We start from the raw sequence: 23,687 nt of genomic DNA on the forward strand, positions 1-23,687 counted from the left end.
AAAATGAAGACGATCAAAGTCAGTGTTGTTACTCCCGATGGCCCGGTGTACGAATCAGATGTGGACATGGTCAGCACCAAAGCTCAAAGCGGCGAGCTTGGCATCCTGCCTGGACATATTCCAATGGTCGCACCGCTGCAAATTGGAGCTGTCCGCCTGAAGAATGGCGGAAATACTGAACTGTTGGCAGTCAATGGCGGCTTCATCGAAGTCCGTCCGGATCAAGTAACGATCCTAGCGCAATCCGCTGAGCAATCAGAAGGAATTGACATCGAGCGTGCCAAAAGCGCCAAAAACCGCGCCGAACAGCGCCTCGCCGATCAAAAGCGCGAAAACATCGACGCCAAACGGGCCGAACTAGCCCTCCAAAGGGCAGTCAACCGTATTTCAGTTGCTGAAAGAAGAATATAATGATAAAAACCTCCGGTATATGCCGGGGGTTTTTTCTTTTGCTCTTTTCGAAAAGTAAAGTTGAAGGATAGAGAAGGTAAGGTTTTGAAAAAAGGAAATCTTATACTTACTTGAATGAGTGTCAGCATGCTTTAAAATAAGCGGAGATTTTCCAGTTATGCAGCTGAACATGGCTCGATCTGGTATAAATAAACGGAGAAAATCCACTTAAGAGGAGCGATGTTGCCCATTTTCCTTTATTTTGAATCGATAGCCGGAATTTCTCCCTTTATTTTAGCTATTTTTAGTGTTTTTTTGAAATTAGAGGGAATTTCTCCGTTTATTTTTTCGTCAAGAATCCCAAAATTTTAAAAAACCCTGTTGATTGCAGTGGAAGGCACGAAGACTCCAGCGGGATTGCAGCGAAAATGTTGAGACCCCACAGCGCGCAAGCGCGAGGAGGCTCAACTTCGCCCCGCGGAAAGCGAAGTGCCTGCAACGGAAATCAACAGCCCCATTACCACCACAAACCCACTCTCCTTTAGAATAAGCCCACAACCAATAAATTATTTTACTAACCCCCCATTCCCTATATCACAAAAACTTACGTCATAACTCAAACAAATCTGCGTAAAATGTACAAGAGCCTCAATATTTCCAAATAATACATAAGCTTTATCGACAGTAAAAACCAACGATGCTATAATGATAACGATTACATTTCTAAAAGTTTTGAAAATTCATATGTTTTAGGAGGAAAAGACATGGATTTGCTGAACTTATACCAAAATAACTATCTGATTGTCTTCGTATTTCTATGTCTAGGTGTCCTGCTTCCAGTGGTCGCATTATTCATGGGAAAGCTCCTTCGCCCCAGCAAGCCGTCAGAAGCAAAGTACACCACATATGAAAGCGGGATTGAACCATTCCATGATTCAAGGGTGCAGTTCAATGTCCGCTATTATATTTTTGCCCTCATGTTTGTCATCTTCGATGTTGAAACCGTATTTTTATACCCCTGGGCCGTCGCCTATGAAAAACTCGGAATATTTGCCCTGATTGAAATGCTCATTTTTACCATCATGCTGGTCATTGGACTAATCTACGCATGGAAGAAGAAGGTGCTCAAATGGACTTGAAGCTTGAGAATATCACACCGGAAGAAATGCAGGAACTGCAGAGAAATGTATTTATGGCCACTCTTGAACAAATCAAAGCCTGGGCCAGAAGCAACTCATTATGGCCAATGACCTTCGGGCTTGCCTGCTGTGCAATCGAAATGATGGGGGTAGGTTCCTCCCACTATGACCTTGACCGGTTCGGCTCATTTTTCCGTACCTCGCCGCGCCAATCGGATGTCATGATCGTATCTGGCACCGTCACAAAGAAGATGGCGCCGATCGTCCGCCGCCTGTATGATCAAATGCCCGAGCCTAAATGGGTCATTGCCATGGGGTCGTGTGCAACGGCAGGAGGACCTTATGTAAAGTCCTATTCGGTTGTAAAAGGCGTCGACCAGATTGTTCCGGTGGATGTATACATACCAGGCTGTCCGCCAAATCCGGCAGCCCTGATTTACGGCATCAACAAGCTGAAGGAAAAAATCCGATATGAAGCAAAGACCGGGAAGCGGGTGATCTAGGCTTATGGGCGATGAAAAGGATAAAGAGCAGCTGAAGAAAGAGGCAGCAGAAAAGGCCAAAGCAATCGCCAAAAAGCGCCTTGAAGAAAAGCGGGCAGCTGAACAGGCTGAACCGAAAGAAGCTTTAGATCCGGCAGAAGATCTGGCAAAGAAGAAAGCCGCTGCAGCAGCTAAAGCGAAGGCTGCAGCACTTGCAAAAATGAAAGCGAAAGAACAGGAGGCCAAGGCAGAGGCAAGCCTTACTGAGGCACCAGAAGAAGATGACCTAGCGAAAAAGAAAGCTGCCGCAGCAGCCAAAGCCAAGGCCGCGGCCCTCGCCAAAATGAAAGCAAAGGAACAGGAATCAGGAGGGGAAGCAGCAGGAGACGAGGACCTTGCCAAGAAAAAAGCCGCAGCCGCAGCCAAAGCAAAAGCGGCAGCTATGGCAAAGCAAGCCGGTGAGTCTGGTACTGATGAAGAAAAGGCAAAAGCAATCGCAGCCGCTAAGGCGAAGGCAGCCGCCGCAGCCAAAGCAAAAGCCGCAGCTGCCGCGAAAGCTTCAGGAGCAGGCGGTGATGACGAAAAAGCCAAAGCAATTGCCGCAGCAAAAGCCAAAGCTGCTGCTGCCGCCAAAGCAAGGTCTGCAGCAGGTGCAAAGGCGGCCGCAGAGCCTGAGGCAGAACTGCAGCCTTCCGCAAACCAGCCGTACCTTGATCTGTATACAAAGGTAATTGAAGAACATCTCGGAGGGGAAGTATTGGAAGACACCTATATTAATAGGCTTTCAAAAGATGTTCCGACACTTGTCGCAAGGCAGGATACATATTTCAGGATTGCAGAGTTCCTGCGCTATAACGAGCAGCTGGGCTTTGACTATCTGTCCGAACTGCATGGCACTGACTTTGAAACCCATATGGAGGTCTATGTACATTTGTATTCTTATAAAAACCGCCAGACGGTGGCATTGAAAACAAAGATAGACCGTTCAGACCCTGCTATTGAATCGCTGGCTCCTTTATGGGCGGGGGCGAATTGGCCGGAGTGCGAGGCCTATGACCTGCTCGGCATCAGCTTCAAGGGCCATCCAGGCTTGTACCGGATCATGCTCGGGGAAGAATGGGTCGGCCATCCGCTCCGAAAAGATTATGAACCCTATGATGTGGAGGTGTAGCCGATGCTGCGAACAGAGGAAATGCTCCTGAATGTCGGGCCGCAGCACCCCAGTACACACGGTGTTTTCCGGCTCGTCCTCAAAATAGACGGAGAAATCATTAAAGAAGCGAAGCCTGTCATCGGCTACCTGCACAGAGGTACAGAAAAGCTGGCTGAAGATCTTCAGTACACACAAATCATCCCTTATACAGACAGGATGGATTATCTGGCTGCCATGACGAATAACTATGTGATCGTCCATGCAGTGGAAACGATGATGAACATCGAAATCCCGGAGCGGGCCGAATACCTCCGCGTCATCTCGATGGAGCTCGGCAGGATTGCAAGCCATCTTGTATGGTGGGGGACCTATCTGCTCGATATCGGGGCGGTAAGTCCCTTCCTGTACGCTTTCCGGGAACGCGAAATGATCATCAATATGCTGAACGAGCTGTGCGGTGCAAGGCTGACCTTTAACTATATGCGTGTCGGAGGCGTTAAATGGGATGCTCCGGAAGGCTGGATCGAAAAGGTCAAAGAATTTGTGCCTTACATGAGGGAGCAGCTGAAAGGCTATCATGATCTCGTAACAGGAAATGAAATTTTCATGAACCGTGTAAAAGGAGTGGGCACCTACACGAAAGAGGAGGCCCTCAGCTATTCACTGAGCGGCGCCAATCTCAGGTGTACAGGCGTCAAATGGGATCTTCGCAAGAATGAACCATACTCCATCTATGACCGCTTCCAATTCGATGTGCCTGTCCGGGAAGGCGGGGATGCCTGGGCCCGCTATCATTGCCGCCTTGAGGAAATAGAAGAGTCTCTTAAAATACTGGAGCAGGCTGCAGAACAATTTCCGCAGGATGGGGACTTCATGGCAAAGGTTCCGAAAATCATCAAAGCGCCGAAGGGTGAAGCCTTCGTAAGGATTGAATCGCCGCGCGGCGAGATCGGCTGCTATATTGCCAGCAACGGGAAAAAAGAGCCGTACCGCCTGAAATTCAGGAGGCCTTCCTTCTATAATCTGCAAATCCTTCCGAAGCTTCTGGAGGGTGAGAACATCGCCAATCTGATTGCTATTTTAGGAGCGATTGATATTGTACTAGGGGAGGTGGACGGCTGATGGTCAATGAACTGCTCCGTTCAGAACCTGGCCTTCTGAACTTTGGCATCTTTTTTGCGCTCGCTGCTGTTCTTCTGCTTGTGGTGCTCGGCTTTGTCACCTACGCCATCCTGGCCGAACGGAAAGTGATGGGCTTTATGCAGCTCAGGCAGGGACCCAACCAGGTCGGCGGTCGGTGGGGCCTGCTGCAGACAGTGGCTGACGTACTGAAGCTGCTGATAAAAGAGGACACCATACCGAAGCTGGCAGACAAGCCGCTGTTCATACTTGCACCGGTCATTGCCTTCACACCGGCCTTTATGGTCCTGGCAGTCATCCCGTTCACAGATAAGTTCCAGTTCGCGGACATCGGCGTCGGGCTGCTTTACTATATTGCCATCTCCGGTTTGACGACCATCGGGATTGTGACCGGGGGATGGGCATCCAACAATAAATACGCGCTCCTAGGCGGCATGAGGGCGGCCGCACAGATGATTTCCTATGAAATCCCCCTCGTCATGTCTGTGCTCGGAATCGTGCTGCTGACAGGGAGCCTGAATCTCAATGAAATAGTCGAGGCTCAGCGGGGCGGCTGGTTCATCATCTGGCAGCCGGTCGCATTCATCATCTTCATCATCGCATCAGTAGCAGAGCTGAACCGGGCTCCATTTGACCTTCCGGAAGCGGAATCAGAGCTGGTCGCAGGATTCCATGTGGAATATTCAGGGTTTCGATGGGCATTTTTCATGCTGGCGGAATATGTGTATTTTTTCGCAATGGCTTCCCTGACCACTGTCCTGTTTCTCGGAGGATGGCTCCCGCTGCCATTCCTTGGCTTCATTCCCGGTGCAGTCTGGTTCGCACTTAAGTTCAGCCTGGTCATCTTCCTGCTCATCTGGTTCAGGGTCACCTTTCCCCGCATCCGCGCAGACCAGCTGATGGAGTTCGGCTGGAAGGTACTGCTGCCGGCTGCCCTGGCAAATATTTTCCTGACCGCAATCATTAAAGAGCTGATCAGATTCTTCTAAACCTGCAGCCCGGTGCATAGCCGGGAATGCTGCTTATATTCCAGACTGATAGAAAGGGTGAAAAAACATGCTGGGACTGGCAAAGGGACTCAAATATACCCTTAGTAATCTGGCAAGAAAAAAAGTCACCTATAATTATCCGAAAGAGCCGCTGCCGCTTCCGGACCGGTTCAGGGGCATCCAGAAATTCTATCCGGAAAAATGCATCGTCTGCAATCAGTGCGCCAATATCTGCCCGACAGATTGCATCCAGCTGACAGGCAAGAAACATCCTGACCCTGCGAAAAAAGGGAAAATCATTGACACCTACGACATCAATTTTGAGATTTGCATCTTATGCGACCTGTGTACAGAGGTATGCCCGACAGAAGCAATCATCATGACGAATAACTTCGAGCTGGCAGAATACAGCCGGGATGAGCTGTTCAAAAACCTTGAATGGCTCGATGAAAATGATGAAAACATACGGCAGGTGAATAAAGCATGACATTTTCAGGAGAGCTGCTTGCCTTTTTGGGGCTGGCCATCGCTGCAGTGACAGGGGGCATTCTGCTGATCAACCTTGAAAAAGTGGTCCATATGGTGGTCGCGCTTGTCTTTACTTTTATCAGCATAGCCGGCATTTATATCCTTTTATCTGCTGAATTCATTGCCGTTGTCCAGGTGCTGATCTACTCGGGTGCCATCACGATCATCATGCTGTTTGGCATCATGCTTACCCGCCATCATGACGAAAGTGAGCAGAAAGCTGGCCGCCTGCGCAGAATTCTATTATTTCTGGCGATCCTGGCCTTTGCCTTCAGTGTGTATATCGGCATCTACAACCTGGAGTTCCCGGAGCAGGAGGCGCTGCTTCATGAAAACAATACAGAGCAAATCGGGATCAGCTTATTCTCCGAATTTGTCATTCCGTTTGAACTTACATCAGTGGTGCTCCTGGTCGCCTTAGTCGGGGCCATTGTCCTGGCAAGAAGGGATGATGGGGAAACGGAGGGGGATGAACGATGACAGATGTACCTGTTTCAGCTTATCTCGCGCTGGCACTCATCTTATTTTGCATTGGATTATACGGGGCCCTTACGAAACGGAATACCGTCATCGTCCTCATTTCCATCGAGCTGATGCTGAATGCGGTCAATATCAATCTTGTCGCGTTCAGCAAATATGGGATGGTCCCATCGATCACCGGACAGGTATTCGCCTTATTTGCCATTGCTGTTGCTGCAGCGGAAGCGGCGGTCGGCCTCGCCATCCTCATTTCTCTGTACCGCAGCCGCAGGACTGTCAACATTGATGAAATGGATACGATGAAACATTAGCTCTTAGGAAAAACAGCGGATGACCGCTGGATCGGAACAAGCAGATAAAAAAGAGGCTGTGCCCGGCAGAAGAAATGATTTGCTGCCTGCTGCCGGCCTCCATCCGGCACGCCGGCTTCCGGTGTGCAAAAGGGGATTGTGATATTGATGGAAAGTGCATGGATCATACCGCTATTCCCGCTGTTATCATTTGTCATACTCCTGCTTTTCGGCAGGAGGCTCAAGGAAGCGAGCGCCTATATCGGGATGATCTTAAGCCTTGCCTCCTTTGTGTTATCCCTGTTCGTCCTGTTTGACAGATTTGCCTCCCCGAGCTTCAAAGCGGAAGGAATCTGGCTCAAGATCGGCGGACTGCAGATCACAGCGGGGTATGAAGTCAATCAATTGAACGCATTAATGCTGATCATTGTGTCACTGGTAAGTTTTCTTGTACATATATATTCAAAAGGCTATATGCAAGGGGACGGGAGGTTCCATATCTTTTACGCGTACCTTGGGCTTTTCACCTTTTCCATGCTTGGCCTCGTCCTGTCGCCCAACCTCCTGCAGACCTATTTATTCTGGGAGCTTGTCGGTCTCGGCTCTTTCCTGCTGATCGGCTTCTATTTTTACAAAAATGAAGCAAAGCAGGCCGCAAAGAAAGCCTTCATCATGACCAGGATCGGCGATGTCGGCCTCCTGATCGGGCTTATCTTGCTTTTCTGGCAGACAGGGAGCTTTGAGTATGACGAGATCTTTGCTGCTGTCGCAGAAGGTGCCATTTCTGAAGGAATGATCACGCTGACAGCGATCCTGATCTTTATCGGGGCCGTCGGAAAATCAGGACAGTTCCCGCTCCATACATGGCTTCCGGATGCAATGGAGGGGCCGACGCCGGTTTCCGCACTCATCCATGCTGCAACAATGGTGGCAGCTGGTGTGTATCTGGTTGCTGCGCTTTTCCCTCTATTTGCAGCCAGTGAAACAGCATTATTCACCGTCGCAGCCATTGGGGGAGGGACAGCGGTATTTGCGGCTCTCATTGGTCTTGTTCAAACAGATATCAAGAGGGTGCTTGCTTATTCAACTGTAAGCCAGCTCGGCTATATGATGCTTGCCCTCGGCTCTGCCGGCTACACGGCCGGGGTGTTCCACCTGATGACCCATGCTTTTTTCAAAGCGCTCCTGTTCCTTGCAGCAGGGAGCGTCATCCATGTTGTCCATACACAGGATATCGAGAAAATGGGCGGCTTATGGAAAAAAATGAAGCTGACCGGTCCGCTGTTTTTGATCGGGACGCTTTCCATCAGCGGGATTCCGCTTTTTTCAGGCTTCTTCAGCAAAGATGAAATACTGGCGTCTGCCTGGGTGCACGGAAATACGGTCCTGTTCTGGCTCGCGCTGCTTGCCGCCTTTTTTACCGCTTTCTATATGTTCAGGCTGTTCTTCATGGTTTTTGCCGGCGAGCCGCGGACAAAAACAGAAGACGTTCATGAATCACCGGGTGTGATGACCTTCCCGATGATTGTGCTGGGAATATTGGCTATTTTTGCAGGCTATGTGAATACCCCGTGGTTCGGCTCTTTCCTCGGTGAGTGGCTGACAGAGGGCAATGACCTGTTGGGGCATGGCCATATTGAGGCGCCCGTCTGGATCATGATTGCCGCAACTGCCGTTTCGCTTGCCGGCATCATACTTGCCTGGCTGATGTACGGCAGGAGGACGGTATCGCGCACCTGGCTCAGCAACTATATGCCTTCCGCTCACAGCATCCTGCTGAACAAATTTTATGTGGACGAATTTTACCGGCTCAGCATTGTGCAGGGAATGAAGGTGTTCAGCCTTTTCCTTCACTATATTGAAACTTTCATTGTAGAAGGAGCCGTTAAGGGAATCGGTTCTGCGGTGCAGAGCCTTGGAAAAGCAGGCTCCAGGCTCCAGGACGGGCAGGTACAGACATATGGGGCGGCCGCCTTTATTGGCCTTGCCATCCTGACAGCTGTATTCGCTTTGACATGGGGGTTCTTTAAATGACATTTCCTTATTATCTATCTGTGCTGGTATTCTCCCCGTTAGCAGGGCTGCTTGTGCTCCTATTTGTGCCAAAAGCCAAAGAAAGGGCGATAAAGTGGATAGGACTGGCCGCAGCATTGCCGGCTGCCATACTCGCCCTCCCTGCCTACTTTATATACCATTCAGGAGCAGGGCTCGAAGAGATGGATGAAAGGGCAGACTGGATCCAGTTTGGCCATCCTGATCTCGTTGGCGATTATTTTAAAATTGGCTATGAAATCGGGGCAGATGGCTTCTCAATGATCATGATCCTGCTCACCAGCCTGCTTGCTTTGCTTGCTGCGGCTGCATCATTCCGGATCACTAAAGAATGGAAAGGTTATTTTATGCTTTTCCTCCTGCTGGAAACGGGGATGCTTGGCGTTTTCGCCGCAGAAAATCTGTTCTTATTCTTCCTGTTTTTTGAGATAACGCTCATCCCGATGTTCTTTCTGATCGGGAAATGGGGATTGTTTGAAAAAGAAAAAGCAGCGTTCAGCTTTCTGATCTACAATGGCCTGGGCTCAGCCATCCTGCTGATTGTGTTCATTGTTTTATTTGCCAGGACCGGAACGGCCAATATGGAAGAGCTTCAAATCATCATGCAGGGAGGGGCACAGGCCATTTCGCCTTTCTCTGAGGAGCTGAAGCTGGGTCTGTTCATTGCCCTCCTGATTGCATTCGGCGTCAAGCTGCCAATTTTTCCGCTTCACAGCTGGATGGTCCGTGTCCATGCAGAGGCGCCGGCTTCGGTTGTGATGCTGCATGCCGGCATCCTGCTGAAGATCGGTGCTTTCGGACTTATCCGCTTTGGCCTCGGATTTTTTCCGGAGCAATTTCAGCAGCTCGGCCTGCTGATCGCCATACTCGGTGCAGTTAATCTCCTGTATGGGGCATTCCTTGCTTTTATCCAGGATGATTTTCGGAAAGTGCTTGCCTATTCTTCTATTTCCCATATGGGGATCGTCTTAATCGGATTAGGCGCATTAAATGAAGCGGGCGTAAAGGGGGCCATTTTTCAAGTAGTGTCACACGGACTTATTTCTGCGCTCTTGTTCTATCTTGTCGGTGCTTTATATGAGCGGGTCGAGACCTCATCCATCAAGAAGCTAGGCGGGCTTTCCCGGCAGATGCCGCTTGCGGCCGGGTTCCTGCTAGCCGGTGCGATGGCTTCGCTCGGCATGCCCGGCATGTCTGGATTCATCAGTGAATTCATGGCCTTTCTCGGCCTCTTTGAAAACCAGCCTGTGGTGGCTGCTGTTGCCGCACTGGGCATCATTTTAACAGCTGTCTATCTTCTGAGGGCTGTCCTTGGAATGACGTTCGGGGAACCGAGATCCGACTATGGGAATGTTACAGACCTAAAAGCACTGGAAATGATGCCGGCGGTGATCCTGGTTGGCGCCATCGTCCTGATCGGCGTGTATCCGCTCGCCATCAGCGCACCGCTCCAGCCGTTGCTTGAAACGATTTTGCCGGGAATGGGAGGGTGATGAAGGATGGACCTGGAAACATTGCTTTCATATAATTGGCTCTTGATGACACCGGAATTCATCATCCTTGGCAGCACAGCCATCTTGACCCTGATCGATCTGTTCATGCCCTCTAAGAAAAGCAGGCAGATCCTTGGCTGGCTTGCCTTAGCCGGCATCCTTGGTGCACTGGCTTCCCTTTTTGCTCTGCTGGGAAGCGGGACGGAATCAATCCTTTTTGACACCTTCCGCCTCGATTCGTTTGCCAAGGCATTCAAGCTGCTGCTCCTGATCGGCTCCGCTTTTGTGATGCTGCTTGCGCTTGGCTATAGAGGCAAAGAGGGCCTGGAGGAATACAGGGGAGAGTTTTACTATCTCTTTCTGACGGCGCTTCTTGGTGCGATGATGATGTCTTCAAGCGGGGACCTGATCACCCTTTTCACAGGGCTTGAGCTGCTGTCGATTTCTTCCTATATCCTGGCCGGCATGCAGAAAAGGAATCTGCAGTCCAATGAGTCGGCTATGAAATATGTGATCAATGGCGGGATTTCCACGGCAATCACCTTATTTGGGATGAGCTATTTGTACGGCCTTGCCGGCACGACCAATCTGAAGGAAATCGGGCTGGCGCTGACATCCATCACGGAATCGCAATACCTGTACCTTGTCGGTCTGGCCTTTTTCATGATTTTGACTGGACTCGCTTTCAAGATAGCGTCTGTGCCTTTTCATATGTGGGCACCGGACGTTTATCAGGGTTCACCGCTTCCGGTCACTGCTTTCCTGAGTGTGGTTTCAAAAACAGCAGGATTTGTACTGATCGCACGTGTGGTGCTCGTCATAGCCCTATCAGCACCGTCTGAAGGGCCGGGCTCGCTGCCGCTTATCATCAAGGTCCAGGATTATATGGCCTTCCTTGCAGGGGCCACCATGATCGTTGGAAATGTGATTGCCCTGAGGCAGCGGAATATCAAGCGGCTGTTTGCCTACTCAAGCATTGCCCATGCCGGCTATATATTTGTTGCCATTTCGGCTGCATCGGTATTTATGTTCGACTCGCTGTGGTTCTATCTGGGTGCTTATCTGCTGATGAGCCTCGGGGCCTTCGCGGTCATCCAGGCTGTTTCTGAAAAAGCAGGATCAGAGGACATCAGCATTTTTTCCGGCCTTTATAAAAAGTCGCCTTTGCTTGCTGCTGCGATGGGGATATTCATCCTCTCTTTAGCAGGCATACCGGGGACCGCAGGATTTATCGGGAAGCTCAATATCATCACGGGCGCCCTCATGACAGAGCCGGCCCATTATGTGCTCGTGTCGATCATGATTGCTGCAACGGTTGTCTCTTACTATTATTATTTTGGAATTCTTACGCAGATGTTCTTTCGGCCTGCGGCAGATCAGGAGAAGCCTGGCCAGCCTGCTTCCGTATCCATTGTCATCGGCGTCTGTGCCTGTGCGGTCATTGTGTTTGGGATCCTGCCGAATCTGGCCATTGATTTTCTGCAAAGCAACTTCAATCAATTTGCTGATTTTCTTCAATGAGAAGAAAAGGAGGCTGGTGAAAAGCGCCAGCCTCCTTTTTTATTTTTTCTATAAAAGGGTGAAACCTTTGCAGGGGAGCTTACGTCAAATGAAAGGAGGCATCCGCTTCGCCTGCATTTCGGGAAGCGATGTGCACCAGCCGATTTATTTGCATGGCAATTGGTGCTACAATCTAAGTACTGAAAAGTTCTAGGGGGATTGCCAAATGATTTCAGGCTTCGGCCAGCAGGCATTACTAAGCATCATCTCACACTTGTTTTTCATCGCGATTGCCTGGTGGGCACTGCAGTCAGTCAATTATGAAAAGTTTCTGAGAGCCCATCATGTGTTCCAGGCAAGAGTGCTGTTCGTCATGCTATCCATTGTCATTGGATCGATTGTCAGCAATTTTTTCCTCGACTATCTGCTATGGTCGCAGCAGCTGCCGCTCATTCTTCAATAAAAGCGGGTTTGGCAGCGGAAAATGTGAAATATAGGTCTTCACGCATGTTCCATTCCAGCAGGAATCTTAGTAAAATCTTTTTGTATGTCAGCAGCTTGCTTGCTGCAAATACATATGCGCACTTTTGTGAAAAAAGTCACGTATACACATAATGTGAGCTTTCCGGCTTCTGCACTTGTCAAAAAGTGACGACTTTTCCCTGGTATGCTCTCTCCCAGCTTGGCAACAATGGTAATAAGGGGAGTGAGATACAGGATGAAAAAGTACACACTTTATTTTGCAATTATCGCCATTATTGGTTTTGTCACTATAAACCTTGGGAATAAGACGACTGTAGCTATCGGAAAGCATGACCTATTGACTATGGCCGCGGTTCTTCAAAACAAAGATATTTTGATTCAGGACTGGACGATCCATGCAAGAAAAAATATGGAAAATGTCGAAAATCTTCGGGACGCCGAAACGCTTGCCGGGAAAATGAAGGCAGATTATCCGGAATGGGAGTGGACATCAAGCTCCAGCAAGGATAAGGCCGAGTATTCAGCGGTTTTCCAGGCAGACGGAAATAAAAAAGAGAGCATAAAAATCCTATCGACCCTCACAAATGGCAAGGCTCATACGTATTTAATTTATGAGGCCACAGGCCATGGCTGGGGGAAGGGAACGGAGACCTTCCTAAAAGAGGAACTTTCCGATAAGCTCTCCGACATATTTCGTGGAAATGCCACAATTTTCTCTTGTATTAAAGGCGAGTTCGGTGATAAGATGAAAAAGACTTTGCCTGATAATGTAAATGAATTGATGAAAGCTTTTGATGCAAAGGAAATTGAGTCATTAAAAGAAAGTTCTTTTATATCAGCATCGGCGTATTCTCCAATGTTTGCCGGGTCGATTGAAAGCAACAATGATGAGATGAATTTACAAATTGGATTAAGAACGCAAGGATTGGGCGGAAAGACTACCCTTGTAGTTGGAACACCAATCATTACGATTGAATATTAATATAGAGAAATTGGACGCGGAGGGGAATACACTTTGGAAAAAATCATCGTCCGCGGCGGAAAAAGGCTAAGCGGTACTGTTAAAGTAGAAGGAGCAAAAAATGCTGTCTTGCCTGTTATCGCCGCTACACTGTTAGCAAGTGATGGAAAAAGCGTAATTCGTGATGTGCCGACTCTCTCCGATGTATATACCATCAATGAAGTGTTACGCTATTTAAACGCCGAAGTGGAGTTTAAAAATAACGAAGTCATCGTGGATGCATCAAGAGAGCTTAAGGTTGAGGCACCGTTTGAATATGTTCGCAAAATGCGCGCATCTGTACTCGTAATGGGATCATTGCTCGCGCGCAACGGCCGTGCCCGTGTCGCACTGCCAGGAGGCTGTGCCATCGGATCACGTCCGATCGACCAGCACCTGAAAGGCTTTGAAGCCATGGGTGCTAAGGTAAAAGTAGGAAATGGCTTCATTGAAGCGGAAGTAGAAGACCGCCTGCAAGGAGCAAAAATATATCTGGACTTCCCGAGCGTCGGGGCAACTGAAAACATCATGATGGCTGCAACCCTTGCAAAGGGCACAACCATCATCGAGAATGTTGCCAAAGAGCCTGAGATTGTCGACCTCGCTAACTTCCTCAATAAAATGGGGGCAAAAGTAAAAGGCGCAGGCACAGGTACAATCAAAATCGAAGGCGTAGACATGCTTTTCGGAGCAGTCCATAACATCATCCCTGACCGCATCGAGGCAGGAACCTTCATGGTAGCAGCTGCTATCACAGGCGGAGACGTGCTGGTACAGAATGCTGTTCCGGAACATATGACATCCCTGATCGCCAAAATGGAAGAAATGGGTGTTACTTTCATCGAGGAAGGCGAAGGAGTCCGTGTCATCGGCCCTGATAAGCTGAAGGCTGTTGATATCAAGACCATGCCTCACCCAGGCTTCCCGACTGACATGCAGTCCCAGATGATGGCCCTCTTGCTTCGTGCAAAAGGAACCAGCATGATCACTGAAACGGTATTCGAAAACCGCTTCATGCATGTAGAGGAATTCCGCAGGATGAATGCAGAAGTAAAGATTGAAGGCCGTTCCGTTGTTATGAATGGACCATCCAATCTGCAGGGAGCAGAAGTTGCGGCAACCGATCTTCGCGCAGCAGCAGCCCTGATCCTGACTGGCCTGGTCGCTGACGGCGTTACCCGCGTAACAGAGCTAAAGCACCTTGACCGCGGTTATGTCGGCTTCCACAACAAACTGGCAGCCCTTGGCGCTGACATCGAACGCATCACAGAAGTGGAAGAAACAATTACTGAAGAAACTTACGTATCCGATATGAATGCTTGATTGCATTCCGGATGATGTTCAATAAAACCGTAGAACCTTGTTGTCTGATATCCGACGATAAGGTTCTGCGGTTTTTTGATTTTATGCTGACGGCTTGGGTTTACGACTGAATCTGAAGAATGTAATCAATTCTTAATACCTTCCTGGCCTCAACGCAAGACCCTTCTCCCATCTGATGATTCTTGTCATAAAAGCTTGTCCCGGACCATATGAATGAATGGAGATGGCCATTTGGTTATTTGACAATCATTCGATATGGAGGCATAATTCATGATTAAATTCAAACCGATCCTACTACTATCTGCCCTACTGCTCGTAACAACCCTGATGATCCCTACACTGCTCGTCCTCCCATTCAAGGATGCGAAAGTCAGCGGCAAGCTGGGCGAAGAGCTTCAGCAGCAGGAAAAGCCGCCGGCAGCTGCCAAGCCTGCCGGACCGGCAATTGACGTGTCTGTATACCGCACAATGGCCAAAAAAGTAGAAACGCTTCCTCTTGAGGATTATGTAGTCGGGGTAGTCGCATCAGAAATGCCTGCCGACTTTGAAAAAGAAGCCCTGAAGGCACAGGCATTGACAGCCAGGACCTATATTGTCAGGCAAATGATGGGCAAGGTGACAGAAGGGCTGCCGGATGGAGCCATCGTTACCGACACGGAGAACCATCAGGTCTATAAAAATGAAGCTGAGCTGAAAAAGCTCTGGAAGGAAAATTACAGCTGGAAGATTAAAAATATCAGAGAGGCCGTGAATGAAACGAGCGGACAGATCCTGACATATGAAGGCAAACCGATTGAAGCCCAATTCTTCTCCACAGCAAACGGGTATACCGAAAGCTCGGAAGAAGTGTGGTCCAATGCCATGCCATATTTGAAAAGTGTGGAAAGCCCATGGGATGTAGGTACACCTAAGTACCAGGCACAGAAAGAGATTACAGTAGCAGAATTCGAAGCAAAGCTCGGCGTAAAGCTTCCTGCTGACAATACGATCGGGACCGTTATTGAAAGGACGGCCGGAAAGAGGGTCGGCAAGGTGGATATTAACGGCAAGGTACTGGAAGGCACGACGATACGCACAGATCTCGGGCTGAGGTCCACCGACTTCACGTGGGAGCGCAAGGGCAATAATATTGTCATCACCACAAAAGGATTCGGCCATGGTGTCGGGATGAGCCAATACGGGGCAAACGGGATGGCAGCGGAAGGAAAAACCTTCAAGGATATCGTCACATACTATTATAAAGGCGTCGAAATTGCCTCGGCCGATCAGGCATTGACGAAAATAACCGCACAAAAATAGGAATGGGGCCATGAGCCCATTCCTATTTTTTTATATTCTCTATTCTTTTTAAAAAGCTGGCAAGCAGCTTGAATCGCCCACCGAACCTGGCCTGATAGACAAAATAATAAGCCACAGCCACGCCAATCCAGTCCTTGGCTACATCGATCAGCGAAGAAGAGCGTGCCGGTATGAAGGATTGATGGATTTCGTCTGTCACGCCGTACAGGGCAGCAATGACGGCGAGGATGATATTTAGCTTTTTAGTAAAACGGCCACCGGTCAAAAAGGCCAGCACCAAAAGGATATAAAGGATGGCAAACTCTATCAGATGCATAGATTCCTTCAGGAAGCTGTCGACCTTTGAATCAGGCAGGGCAACGACAGCATCAGCCGGCATGCTTGATAAAAACCAGATCAATCCCATATATAAGAGAGGCAAAATTCGTATGATCCACTTCATTATTTTTCTCCTTAGAATTATTTTGATGTTTTATGCATAAAGCGGAAAGCTTTGTCGAAAAATAAGCATTAAAAAATTTTTTTCCGGTATGTATATAAAACCCTCAATCTGTTCAGAATGATTGCTGAGGTGATGATAAATGAGAGAGGAAGAAAAGCAACGATCTTCTCAAGATTCAGGTTTCAAGCGCTTTATGAAAAAAAGGTGGGCATTCCCGGCTATCTATCTGGCGAGCGCAGCAATCATTCTAACCGCGGTTCTTTGGTATCAAAACTCGAACAGTGCGACAGATGAGTATGATTACAGCGATACTGATGTTGCCGAGAAGAAATACGATGAGCCATCAGTAGAAGTAACCCGCTCAATGGAAAACTTCGTAATGCCGGTAGCCGACCAGGATTCAGTCGAAATCCAAAAGCAGTTCTATGATTACACAGGCAAGAAAGAAGAACAGGAAGCAGCATTGGTTTTCTACAATAACACGTACCATCCAAACACTGGAATTGATATCGCCCAAAAAGATGGCGAATCCTTCGAAGTGAAAGCAGCCCTTAGCGGAACTGTTACAAGAGTGGATGAAGATGCGCTGTTAGGAAATGTCATCGAAATCGAGCATGACAAAGGTATTGTAACACAATATCAATCTGTTACAGATGTAAGTGTAAAACAAGGCGACCAGGTTGAACAAGGACAAGCTCTTGCAAAAGCCGGCCAAAGCCTATTTAACGAAGAAGCAGGCGTCCATGTACACTTTGAAATCCGCAAGGACAATGTACCTGTCAACCCGCTTGACTACTTCAATAAGCCATTAAGCGCGCTTCAGGAAGCAGCACCGACTGACAACACAGGTGCAGCCGACGACAGCGGTGCCGCTGAAGAAAATGACAGCGATGCAGCAGCTGAAGGTGAAGAAGCCGACGATGCAGCTGGAACAGAAGAACCAGCAGATGAGAAAAAAGCCGCTGAAGACGATAAAGCAGCAGAAGATAAAGAAGACAAAAATGCAGGCGATAAAGAAGATCAGGACAAAAACAATTCCGGAGATCAGGAAGAAGAGTCCACAGATTCATCTGACGCCAGCCTGAACAGCGAAAACGCGTAATAAGAATGGAAAAGCCCGCCGTGATGATGGCGGGTTTTTTCGTTGTGGGTGGGATGCTGGTTTTTAGGCAGGGGTGGCTGCTCGGTCGATGGGGCTGGCTACTCTCTGAGGCTAGTTGCTAATATATCCGGAAAGTTGCTAATAAAAAGGAAAAGTTGCTAATATACGGAAAAAGTTGCTAATAAACTCAAAAAGTTGCTAATAAACGAAATCTCCCGGCTCCTTCAATGGTCAATCACACTCAAAATACCCCCTCATTCATCTAAACACTGTACTCCCAAACCAAAACCATCCACAGGATACTCACTCATTCACAATTTTTCGACATTTCCCCCTTTTCTCTGGTATAATATTTCGCAAGGCGAAGGTTTTGCCTAGCTGGTGCCTGGCACCGTCAATAGAGGGGGAAAAGAATTTGTCTTCAAATCTTACATATCCATATCAGTCACAGCGGATGGCTTCAATTGCGAGGAACGGGATGGTTGCGACTTCCCAGCCCCTTGCTGCCCAGGCTGGGCTCGACATAATGAAAAAAGGCGGAAATGCCATTGATGCGGCAATTGCGACTGCTGCCTGCCTGACGGTCGTAGAGCCGACTTCAAATGGGATCGGCGGCGATGCATTTGCACTCGTATGGACGAATGAGTCACTGTACGGCTTGAACGGAAGCGGACCGTCCCCGCAAAGCATCAGTATTGAGAAGGTTAAGGAAAAGGGTCATGAAACCATGCCATCGCATGGCTGGGTGCCTGTCACGGTTCCTGGTGCTCCTTCTGCATGGGCAGAGCTGTCCAAGCGGTTTGGCCGCCTTCCATTGAAAGAGGTGCTCCAGCCGGCCATCGACTATGCGCGCCATGGCTATCCTGTCTCCCCGATTCTCGGGAAATATTGGGCAGGAGCACATAAGGTTTATAAAAAGCGCTTTACCGGCCCTGAATATGAAGAATGGTTCAAGGTGTTCGCGCCGAATGGCAAGGCTCCGGAAATCGGTGAAATGTGGAAGTCTGAGGATCACGCAAGAACGCTCGAAGCGATTGCGGAAACGAACGCTGAAAGCTTCTACCGCGGCGAACTCGCCGATAAGATTGCCAAGGCATCCGAAGAGGGCGGAGGCTTCCTTTCCAAAGAGGATCTGGAAGGCTATAAAGCTGAATGGGTGGATCCGATTTCCGTTAACTACCGCGGCTACGATATTTGGGAAATTCCGCCGAATGGCCAGGGGCTGGTAGCACTGATGGCCCTGAATATTTTAAAAGGCTATGAATTTACCCATCGTGAAGATGCGGAACAGCTCCATTTGCAGCTGGAAGCGATGAAGCATGCGTTCACAGACGGCAAAACGTATATTACCGACCCTGCCTTCATGAAGACGAAGGTGGAGGACATGCTTTCTGAAAGCTATGCAGAAGCGTCCCGCAGGAAAATGACAGGCGAAGCGCGCCTCCCAGAGCCAGGCTCCCTGCCAAAGGGCGGCACAGTTTATCTGTCAACGGCCGATAGTGAAGGGAATATGGTTTCGTTTATCCAGAGCAATTATATGGGATTCGGCTCAGGTGTGGTGGTGCCAGGCACCGGAATCGGCCTGCAGAACCGGGGTCATGATTTCTCCCTTGATCCGAACCACGAAAATGCCCTTGCACCTGGCAAGAAGACTTATCATACGATCATACCTGGTTTTATTACAAAAGGCAGTGACGCAGTGGGACCATTCGGCGTAATGGGCGGATACATGCAGCCGCAGGGCCATGTGCAGGTTGCCATGAACATGATCGACTTCAATCTGAATCCGCAGGCCGCTCTTGATGCACCGCGCTGGCAGTGGATTGAAGGCAATAAAATAGAGGTTGAATATACAATGCCAAACCACCTTGTGGAGCAGCTTGCCGCCAAAGGGCATGAAATCAAGGTGGCCCACGATTTAGGCGGTTTTGGGCGCGGGCAGGTCATCACCCGCAACCCGGAAACAGGCGTGCTTACAGGCGGAACAGAGCCGCGCACAGATGGAACGATTGCCAGCTGGTAAAGGAGGAGCATAATGAAGAAACTGCTTTTAACAGGCTTTGAGCCTTTTTTGGAATTTCCGATCAACCCGACGGAAAAGGTTGTTAAAGCCCTGAACGGGAAAAAAATTGGAGACTATGAAATTACAGGAGTCCTTCTTCCTGTCGACTTTAAAGAATCACCGGTTAAAATACTGGAAGCCTACCATGAGCACCAGCCGGATGCTGTCATCTCACTCGGGCTTGCGGGAGGCAGGAACAGCATCACACCAGAGCGGATCGCCATCAACTGCCGCGACGGCGAGCCTGACAACAGCGGAGCAAGATTGGAAGATTCGCCGATCGATGAAGAAGGGCCGGACGGCTATTTCTCCACTCTTCCAATCAGGAAGATGGTCAACAGATTAAAAGAGAACGGTCTGCCGGCTGAAATCTCCAATACAGCAGGAACCTATTTGTGCAATAATGTCATGTACACCATCCTGCATGAAATAAAGAAGAGCGGGAGGGAGATTCCGGCCGGGTTCATCCACATCCCGGCCTCCCACCAGCTCGCCGCCAAAAGCAAACGCAGCCTGCCAAGCTGGTCTGACAGCGATTTGGAGGAAGCAGTGAAACTGATGATAGAGGCTTTGTAGGGGACAGATTCTTGTCCCTTTTTTTATTTTGAAAGACTAGCAAGAAAATTGTCTGTCAAATTATCTTGACCCTGAGAGAGTTTCAAGTGATAATATAGTTAAAATTTTCATAAAATTTAGTCTTTTAATCCAACAGCAATGGGGGGATCTACTTGCCGACTCTTATGATTGTGCTGCTATTGACAGCATTCTGCCTCTTTCTGGCATTGCGCCAGAAGAAAACTATCTTCCTTGCGATTCCTTTTCTGGGGATATTCGTTTACTTCCTCGTACAAATCATCCTGGTCCCTGCGCCTTTTCTGGATACCATCAAGTTTATTTTCAGCCTCAGCTGATCCGGACCTGCCTCCCTTTATAGGGGCGGGCCGATTAGAATATAACTTTTTAATAAGGAGGGAATAGAGCCAGTAAATGAATACGCTTCCAAATGAGGGGAAATCCATTAATTGCGAGGTGCAAAGGTTTGAAAAAAATTGATAAGGCAACGGCAGACAGTTATTTTCGCCAAAAAACGAGAAACATGATCATCTATTTTGCTATCTGGTTCATCGTCTCCTACGGTGTCGTGCTATTTGCGGAGCCGCTCAGCGAAATAACGATCAACGGCTTCCCGTTCCATTATTTCATGGGTGCACAGGGAGCGGTCATCACGTTTATCATTCTACTATTCGTGAATGCCAAACTAAGTGATTCGATTGACCGCAAATATGGGATTGATGAGGATAAAAACGAACAGATCAGCTCAGGGAAGGTGCTGGACCACTAAAATGCTTTTGTGTAGATAGAAACCTTTAAGGGGGATTACATGGATACACAGTTTTTGGTCTCATTATCAATTATACTGGCTACATTTGCTTTATATATCGGTATTGCTGTCTATAATAAGGCGCGTGCCACCTCGGATTTCTATGTGGCAGGGCGCGGTGTCCCGCCGATTTTCAATGGAATGGCCATTGGCGCCGACTGGATGAGTGCGGCTTCCTTTATCGGGATGGCCGGGACGATCATGCTTCTCGGCTACGACGGCCTCGCCTATATTATGGGCTGGACGGGCGGCTACCTGCTCTTGACCTTCCTGCTGGCGCCGCAGCTGCGCAAGTATGGGCGCTATACGGTTCCGGAATTCATCGGCGACCGCTATAACAGCCATACAGCAAGGGTCATCGCCGCAATTTGTACAATCGTCATCTCATTTACCTATTCCATCGGCCAGCTGTCAGGCTCCGGCGTGGTCATCGGCCGCTTATTTGAGATTGATGCCAAGCTCGGTACTATGATCGGCGTTGTCCTGATCGCCTTTTATGCCGCTTTCGGCGGGATGAAGGGAATCACCTGGACGCAGGTAGCGCAGTATATCATCCTGATCATAGCTTATTTGATTCCGGTCATCTTTATGTCCCTGCAGCTTACCAATAATCCGCTTCCCTGGATTTCCTACGGCGAGCTTGTCGGCAAAATGGGTGAGCTTGACAGGGAGCTCGGGATCTCGGAATATTTTGCCCCGTTTACGAACGGGACTAAGTGGCAGTTCCTTGCCCTTATGTTCACCTTGATGGCGGGAACCGCAGGACTGCCGCACGTCATTGTCCGCTTCTACACGGTATCTACAATGAAGGCAGCCCGCTGGTCAGGGGCCTGGGCTTTGCTATTCATCGGATTGCTTTATCTTTCTGCACCGGCTTATGCTGCTTTCTCCCGTTTCATCCTGATGACAAAGGTTGCCGGCAGCAGCATCAGCGAGCTCCCGGCCTGGACCAAAACATGGGTCGACACAGGAAAGCTGCAGCTCGCCGATGGCAATGGGGACGGCATCCTGCAGTGGAGTGAACTGATCATCTCTAATGATATTGTCGTCATGGCTACACCGGAGATTGCCAATCTTGGTGTATTCGTCATCGGCCTTGTTGCCGCCGGTGCCATGGCAGCCGCCCTGTCGACAGCTGGCGGGCTGATGATCGCCATTTCATCTTCATTTGCACATGATATCTTCTATCGGGTCTGGAAGCCTGATTCTACTGAAAAAACCAGGCTCAGTGTTGCCCGCTGGTCCATTGTGGTCGCCACGCTACTGGCAGGCCTGATCGCCTTGAATCCTCCGGGAGCCATTACCCAGATTGTCGCCTGGGCATTCGCGCTGGCTACAGGAACCTTCTTCCCGGCGCTCGTTCTGGGCGTCTGGTGGAAACGTTCCAATGCAAAAGGGGTCATCTCCGGGCTCCTTGTCGGTCTGGGAGTGACCCTTGCTTATATCTTTGCCGCAAAATACGGCGGCTTCACTATCCTGGGCATTATCGATACAGGAGCTGGTGTCTTTGGGGCAGCAGCAGCCTTCTTGACCAATATCATAGTATCGAAGGCCACTGAGGCTCCATCCAAAAAGATTCAGGAGGAAGTAATCAATCTGCGTTATCCTGAACAGATGATTTATAAAGATGGGGAAGTGTGGATGGATGAGGGGAAATCCAAATCCGTTTAACAGATTTCAAACAAGGCTGTGCGGCTCTCTCTTTTCAGAGAAGCTGTACGGCTTTTTTTCGCGGCTGTCGACAAATTTCTCGGGAAATATTATTTTTTCATAGATACAAGAGCGCCGTCTCTATAGGCAATTGATACATTTTGGCCTGAGAGCTTCTGATAGTCCTGGGCGGTTCCATATGCCACTTTTAAAGCAACATATCCGTCCTCAGTCTTAAATTCCACTGTAAAGTTATCTGCTGCCCCAACCACTTGTGCATCTACATAAGGAGTCTCCTCATGGATGATCAGTTTCTGGCCGATCAAGAGGAAATTGCTGTTCAGACCGTTCAGCCTTTTGATCGTCTCTATCGGGGTCTGGAAACGCTGTGACAGCTCCCAAAGAGTGTCTCCTGCCTGTACAGTATAGACGGAAATGTCTGCAGGTGTCTCCTGATCAGGTGCCGATGGTTCTTCAGTTCTGCCTGCTTCAGGGATCTCCAATTCCTGCCCTGGGAAAATAAGATTAGCATTAAGGTTATTTGCTGTTTTCAGTTCAGAAACAGAAACGTCATAGGTTCTTGCGATTTTATAAAGTGAATCTCCTTTCTTCACGCTGTATACCGTTTGTTCCTCGGCCGCTGCATAGCTGGTGCCAGCCGCCATAAAAGAAGACAAAGTCATGGCCGCTGACAGGGAAATGGCAGCACCCTTCTTTGTGCCTTTATTTTTGTCTTTTTTCCTGCTTGCTTCTATACGTTCCTTTCTCGTCATCGAAATAGTATGTTCCATTGATTAACCCGCCTTTTTATATGTTTTGGATAAGTTTGGATGTACAACCAAATTTATGAACGATGAGCCAGAATTCATTTTATGTTAATCAATACCCTCCGGCAATAGGGATAAACTCATGAATAAAAACGGGGCCCTATCCTGCTGGAAGAACCAATCTTTTTCCTGCATAGGAGGATTTATGCCCAGTTTCGAACAGAATATCATTAAAAAAATAGAGCGAAATGATTAAAGATTATCCTATTAAGAGGATTAGGCGGATAAAAGATAGACATATCCCGCAGGGCAGAAACACCCAGAGAAATGTCGGGCTTTGTCGAAAAAAGGTTATTTCGCCCTTCATAGCCCAAGGGACAAAGGGAGGAGGAATCTGGTTTGTATCTCCAGAGAAGACATAAAAGAGAAAAGTGAATGTCCGATTTTTCAAATAATTTCCGGTATGCCTTGTCCTTATTGCTGTAATCGTGCATATAATCTCAACCAAGCTAATAAACTGTTACAAACCTTACACAAAAGAG

At 48.7% G+C, this 23,687-nt stretch carries 25 protein-coding genes; 22 read left to right on the forward strand and 3 right to left on the reverse strand.

Annotated features, from left to right (window positions below):
• Positions 1-3: 3 nt before the first annotated feature.
• The 9 genes from FZD51_RS16095 (at position 4) to nuoK (ending at position 6,612) form a co-directional block, all read left to right on the forward strand.
• Entirely contained in the window at positions 4-411 is a 408-nt protein-coding gene (locus FZD51_RS16095) for a F0F1 ATP synthase subunit epsilon (RefSeq protein WP_148975692.1), read from the forward strand.
• Between the two features lie 743 nt (positions 412-1,154).
• Positions 1,155-1,529, forward strand: coding sequence for an NADH-quinone oxidoreductase subunit A (locus tag FZD51_RS16100; protein ID WP_022544499.1), 375 nt, complete (start codon positions 1,155-1,157; stop codon positions 1,527-1,529).
• Positions 1,520-2,032: a NuoB/complex I 20 kDa subunit family protein gene (locus FZD51_RS16105; RefSeq protein WP_022544498.1), complete on the forward strand. Its 513-nt coding sequence runs from the start codon at positions 1,520-1,522 to the stop codon at positions 2,030-2,032. The genes FZD51_RS16100 and FZD51_RS16105 overlap by 10 nt, the downstream gene beginning before the upstream one ends.
• A gap of 4 nt (positions 2,033-2,036) precedes the next feature.
• Positions 2,037-3,182 carry an NADH-quinone oxidoreductase subunit C gene (locus FZD51_RS16110; protein ID WP_148975693.1) on the forward strand — a complete coding sequence of 382 codons (1,146 nt, stop codon included), beginning with the start codon at positions 2,037-2,039 and terminating at the stop codon, positions 3,180-3,182.
• Positions 3,183-3,185: 3 nt separating this feature from the next.
• Positions 3,186-4,286 (forward strand): NADH-quinone oxidoreductase subunit D, encoded by a 1,101-nt coding sequence (locus FZD51_RS16115; protein ID WP_148975694.1) that lies wholly within the window; start codon positions 3,186-3,188, stop codon positions 4,284-4,286.
• Positions 4,286-5,293, forward strand: a complete 1,008-nt coding sequence (gene nuoH, locus FZD51_RS16120; protein ID WP_148975695.1) for an NADH-quinone oxidoreductase subunit NuoH — start codon at positions 4,286-4,288, stop codon at positions 5,291-5,293. Before FZD51_RS16115 ends, nuoH begins: the two co-directional genes overlap by 1 nt.
• A gap of 67 nt (positions 5,294-5,360) precedes the next feature.
• Positions 5,361-5,780 (forward strand): NADH-quinone oxidoreductase subunit NuoI, encoded by a 420-nt coding sequence (gene nuoI, locus FZD51_RS16125; RefSeq protein WP_009792644.1) that lies wholly within the window; start codon positions 5,361-5,363, stop codon positions 5,778-5,780.
• On the forward strand, positions 5,777-6,301 hold the full coding sequence (locus FZD51_RS16130; RefSeq protein ID WP_148975696.1) for an NADH-quinone oxidoreductase subunit J: 525 nt from the start codon (positions 5,777-5,779) through the stop codon (positions 6,299-6,301). The genes nuoI and FZD51_RS16130 overlap by 4 nt, the downstream gene beginning before the upstream one ends.
• The gene (gene nuoK / locus FZD51_RS16135; protein WP_148975697.1) at positions 6,298-6,612 is read left to right on the forward strand and encodes an NADH-quinone oxidoreductase subunit NuoK; all 315 of its coding nucleotides are present in this window, start codon (positions 6,298-6,300) and stop codon (positions 6,610-6,612) included. Before FZD51_RS16130 ends, nuoK begins: the two co-directional genes overlap by 4 nt.
• Here the strand turns inward: nuoK and FZD51_RS26235 are convergent.
• Positions 6,609-6,779 (reverse strand): hypothetical protein, encoded by a 171-nt coding sequence (locus tag FZD51_RS26235; RefSeq protein ID WP_187445789.1) that lies wholly within the window; start codon positions 6,777-6,779, stop codon positions 6,609-6,611. The genes nuoK and FZD51_RS26235 overlap by 4 nt on opposite strands.
• Between FZD51_RS26235 and nuoL the strand changes: the two genes are divergently transcribed.
• From nuoL to spoIID, 7 genes are all read left to right on the forward strand, one after another.
• Positions 6,757-8,625, forward strand: coding sequence for an NADH-quinone oxidoreductase subunit L (gene nuoL / locus FZD51_RS16140; RefSeq protein WP_148975698.1), 1,869 nt, complete (start codon positions 6,757-6,759; stop codon positions 8,623-8,625). The genes FZD51_RS26235 and nuoL overlap by 23 nt on opposite strands.
• Entirely contained in the window at positions 8,622-10,136 is a 1,515-nt protein-coding gene (locus FZD51_RS16145) for a complex I subunit 4 family protein (protein WP_148975699.1), read from the forward strand. The genes nuoL and FZD51_RS16145 overlap by 4 nt, the downstream gene beginning before the upstream one ends.
• Before the next feature lie 6 nt (positions 10,137-10,142).
• The gene (nuoN, locus tag FZD51_RS16150) at positions 10,143-11,657 is read left to right on the forward strand and encodes an NADH-quinone oxidoreductase subunit NuoN (RefSeq protein ID WP_148975700.1); all 1,515 of its coding nucleotides are present in this window, start codon (positions 10,143-10,145) and stop codon (positions 11,655-11,657) included.
• Positions 11,658-11,862: 205 nt separating this feature from the next.
• Positions 11,863-12,099 (forward strand): DUF1146 family protein, encoded by a 237-nt coding sequence (locus tag FZD51_RS16155; RefSeq protein ID WP_009792651.1) that lies wholly within the window; start codon positions 11,863-11,865, stop codon positions 12,097-12,099.
• 255 nt (positions 12,100-12,354) lie between these two features.
• The gene (locus FZD51_RS16160; RefSeq protein ID WP_035402041.1) at positions 12,355-13,101 is read left to right on the forward strand and encodes a YwmB family TATA-box binding protein; all 747 of its coding nucleotides are present in this window, start codon (positions 12,355-12,357) and stop codon (positions 13,099-13,101) included.
• A gap of 33 nt (positions 13,102-13,134) precedes the next feature.
• Positions 13,135-14,442 carry a UDP-N-acetylglucosamine 1-carboxyvinyltransferase gene (gene murA, locus FZD51_RS16165; RefSeq protein ID WP_009792654.1) on the forward strand — a complete coding sequence of 436 codons (1,308 nt, stop codon included), beginning with the start codon at positions 13,135-13,137 and terminating at the stop codon, positions 14,440-14,442.
• Positions 14,443-14,712: 270 nt separating this feature from the next.
• Positions 14,713-15,741: a stage II sporulation protein D gene (gene spoIID, locus FZD51_RS16170; RefSeq protein ID WP_148975701.1), complete on the forward strand. Its 1,029-nt coding sequence runs from the start codon at positions 14,713-14,715 to the stop codon at positions 15,739-15,741.
• Between the two features lie 22 nt (positions 15,742-15,763).
• Here the strand turns inward: spoIID and FZD51_RS16175 are convergent, their stop codons facing one another.
• Positions 15,764-16,183 (reverse strand): VanZ family protein, encoded by a 420-nt coding sequence (locus FZD51_RS16175; protein ID WP_148975702.1) that lies wholly within the window; start codon positions 16,181-16,183, stop codon positions 15,764-15,766.
• A gap of 139 nt (positions 16,184-16,322) precedes the next feature.
• Between FZD51_RS16175 and FZD51_RS16180 the strand changes: the two genes are divergently transcribed.
• The 6 genes from FZD51_RS16180 to FZD51_RS16205 all read left to right on the forward strand — a co-directional run bounded on the left by FZD51_RS16180 (position 16,323) and on the right by FZD51_RS16205 (position 22,399).
• Entirely contained in the window at positions 16,323-17,285 is a 963-nt protein-coding gene (locus FZD51_RS16180; protein ID WP_148975703.1) for a stage II sporulation protein SpoIIQ, read from the forward strand.
• Between the two features lie 454 nt (positions 17,286-17,739).
• Positions 17,740-19,308 carry a gamma-glutamyltransferase gene (gene ggt / locus FZD51_RS16185; protein WP_148975781.1) on the forward strand — a complete coding sequence of 523 codons (1,569 nt, stop codon included), beginning with the start codon at positions 17,740-17,742 and terminating at the stop codon, positions 19,306-19,308.
• A gap of 12 nt (positions 19,309-19,320) precedes the next feature.
• Positions 19,321-19,923, forward strand: coding sequence for a pyroglutamyl-peptidase I (gene pcp / locus FZD51_RS16190; protein ID WP_148975704.1), 603 nt, complete (start codon positions 19,321-19,323; stop codon positions 19,921-19,923).
• A gap of 152 nt (positions 19,924-20,075) precedes the next feature.
• Positions 20,076-20,258 (forward strand): hypothetical protein, encoded by a 183-nt coding sequence (locus FZD51_RS16195; RefSeq protein ID WP_129612978.1) that lies wholly within the window; start codon positions 20,076-20,078, stop codon positions 20,256-20,258.
• A gap of 128 nt (positions 20,259-20,386) precedes the next feature.
• Positions 20,387-20,689 (forward strand): DUF4212 domain-containing protein, encoded by a 303-nt coding sequence (locus tag FZD51_RS16200; RefSeq protein WP_148975705.1) that lies wholly within the window; start codon positions 20,387-20,389, stop codon positions 20,687-20,689.
• 39 nt (positions 20,690-20,728) lie between these two features.
• Positions 20,729-22,399 carry a sodium:solute symporter family protein gene (locus tag FZD51_RS16205; RefSeq protein WP_129612977.1) on the forward strand — a complete coding sequence of 557 codons (1,671 nt, stop codon included), beginning with the start codon at positions 20,729-20,731 and terminating at the stop codon, positions 22,397-22,399.
• Positions 22,400-22,488: 89 nt separating this feature from the next.
• Here FZD51_RS16205 and FZD51_RS16210 read toward each other — a convergent pair whose 3' ends face one another.
• Complete coding sequence (locus tag FZD51_RS16210; protein ID WP_262380939.1) at positions 22,489-23,169, reverse strand: LysM peptidoglycan-binding domain-containing protein; 681 nt, start codon at positions 23,167-23,169, stop codon at positions 22,489-22,491.
• Positions 23,170-23,687 lie beyond the last annotated feature (518 nt).

It is taken from the genome of Bacillus infantis (assembly GCF_008180445.1).
Taxonomy (GTDB): domain Bacteria; phylum Bacillota; class Bacilli; order Bacillales; family Cytobacillaceae; genus Bacillus_AB; species Bacillus_AB infantis_B.

What these genes read in the sequence shown, in the direction of transcription:
- FZD51_RS16175 (WP_148975702.1), bottom strand. Translation starts at nt 16,183, where the DNA reads ATGAAGTGGATCATACGAATTTTGCCTCTCTTATATATGGGATTGATC.
- nuoN (WP_148975700.1), top strand. Translation starts at nt 10,143, where the DNA reads ATGGACCTGGAAACATTGCTTTCATATAATTGGCTCTTGATGACACCG.
- pcp (WP_148975704.1), top strand. Translation starts at nt 19,321, where the DNA reads ATGAAGAAACTGCTTTTAACAGGCTTTGAGCCTTTTTTGGAATTTCCG.
- ggt (WP_148975781.1), top strand. Translation starts at nt 17,740, where the DNA reads ATGGCTTCAATTGCGAGGAACGGGATGGTTGCGACTTCCCAGCCCCTT.
- FZD51_RS26235 (WP_187445789.1), bottom strand. Translation starts at nt 6,779, where the DNA reads ATGATCCATGCACTTTCCATCAATATCACAATCCCCTTTTGCACACCG.
- FZD51_RS16095 (WP_148975692.1), top strand. Translation starts at nt 4, where the DNA reads ATGAAGACGATCAAAGTCAGTGTTGTTACTCCCGATGGCCCGGTGTAC.
- FZD51_RS16105 (WP_022544498.1), top strand. Translation starts at nt 1,520, where the DNA reads ATGGACTTGAAGCTTGAGAATATCACACCGGAAGAAATGCAGGAACTG.
- FZD51_RS16210 (WP_262380939.1), bottom strand. Translation starts at nt 23,169, where the DNA reads ATGGAACATACTATTTCGATGACGAGAAAGGAACGTATAGAAGCAAGC.
- FZD51_RS16160 (WP_035402041.1), top strand. Translation starts at nt 12,355, where the DNA reads ATGAAAAAGTACACACTTTATTTTGCAATTATCGCCATTATTGGTTTT.
- FZD51_RS16115 (WP_148975694.1), top strand. Translation starts at nt 3,186, where the DNA reads ATGCTGCGAACAGAGGAAATGCTCCTGAATGTCGGGCCGCAGCACCCC.
- FZD51_RS16130 (WP_148975696.1), top strand. Translation starts at nt 5,777, where the DNA reads ATGACATTTTCAGGAGAGCTGCTTGCCTTTTTGGGGCTGGCCATCGCT.
- FZD51_RS16145 (WP_148975699.1), top strand. Translation starts at nt 8,622, where the DNA reads ATGACATTTCCTTATTATCTATCTGTGCTGGTATTCTCCCCGTTAGCA.
- FZD51_RS16110 (WP_148975693.1), top strand. Translation starts at nt 2,037, where the DNA reads ATGGGCGATGAAAAGGATAAAGAGCAGCTGAAGAAAGAGGCAGCAGAA.
- nuoH (WP_148975695.1), top strand. Translation starts at nt 4,286, where the DNA reads ATGGTCAATGAACTGCTCCGTTCAGAACCTGGCCTTCTGAACTTTGGC.
- FZD51_RS16155 (WP_009792651.1), top strand. Translation starts at nt 11,863, where the DNA reads ATGATTTCAGGCTTCGGCCAGCAGGCATTACTAAGCATCATCTCACAC.
- nuoK (WP_148975697.1), top strand. Translation starts at nt 6,298, where the DNA reads ATGACAGATGTACCTGTTTCAGCTTATCTCGCGCTGGCACTCATCTTA.
- nuoI (WP_009792644.1), top strand. Translation starts at nt 5,361, where the DNA reads ATGCTGGGACTGGCAAAGGGACTCAAATATACCCTTAGTAATCTGGCA.
- FZD51_RS16205 (WP_129612977.1), top strand. Translation starts at nt 20,729, where the DNA reads ATGGATACACAGTTTTTGGTCTCATTATCAATTATACTGGCTACATTT.
- FZD51_RS16180 (WP_148975703.1), top strand. Translation starts at nt 16,323, where the DNA reads ATGAGAGAGGAAGAAAAGCAACGATCTTCTCAAGATTCAGGTTTCAAG.
- spoIID (WP_148975701.1), top strand. Translation starts at nt 14,713, where the DNA reads ATGATTAAATTCAAACCGATCCTACTACTATCTGCCCTACTGCTCGTA.
- FZD51_RS16100 (WP_022544499.1), top strand. Translation starts at nt 1,155, where the DNA reads ATGGATTTGCTGAACTTATACCAAAATAACTATCTGATTGTCTTCGTA.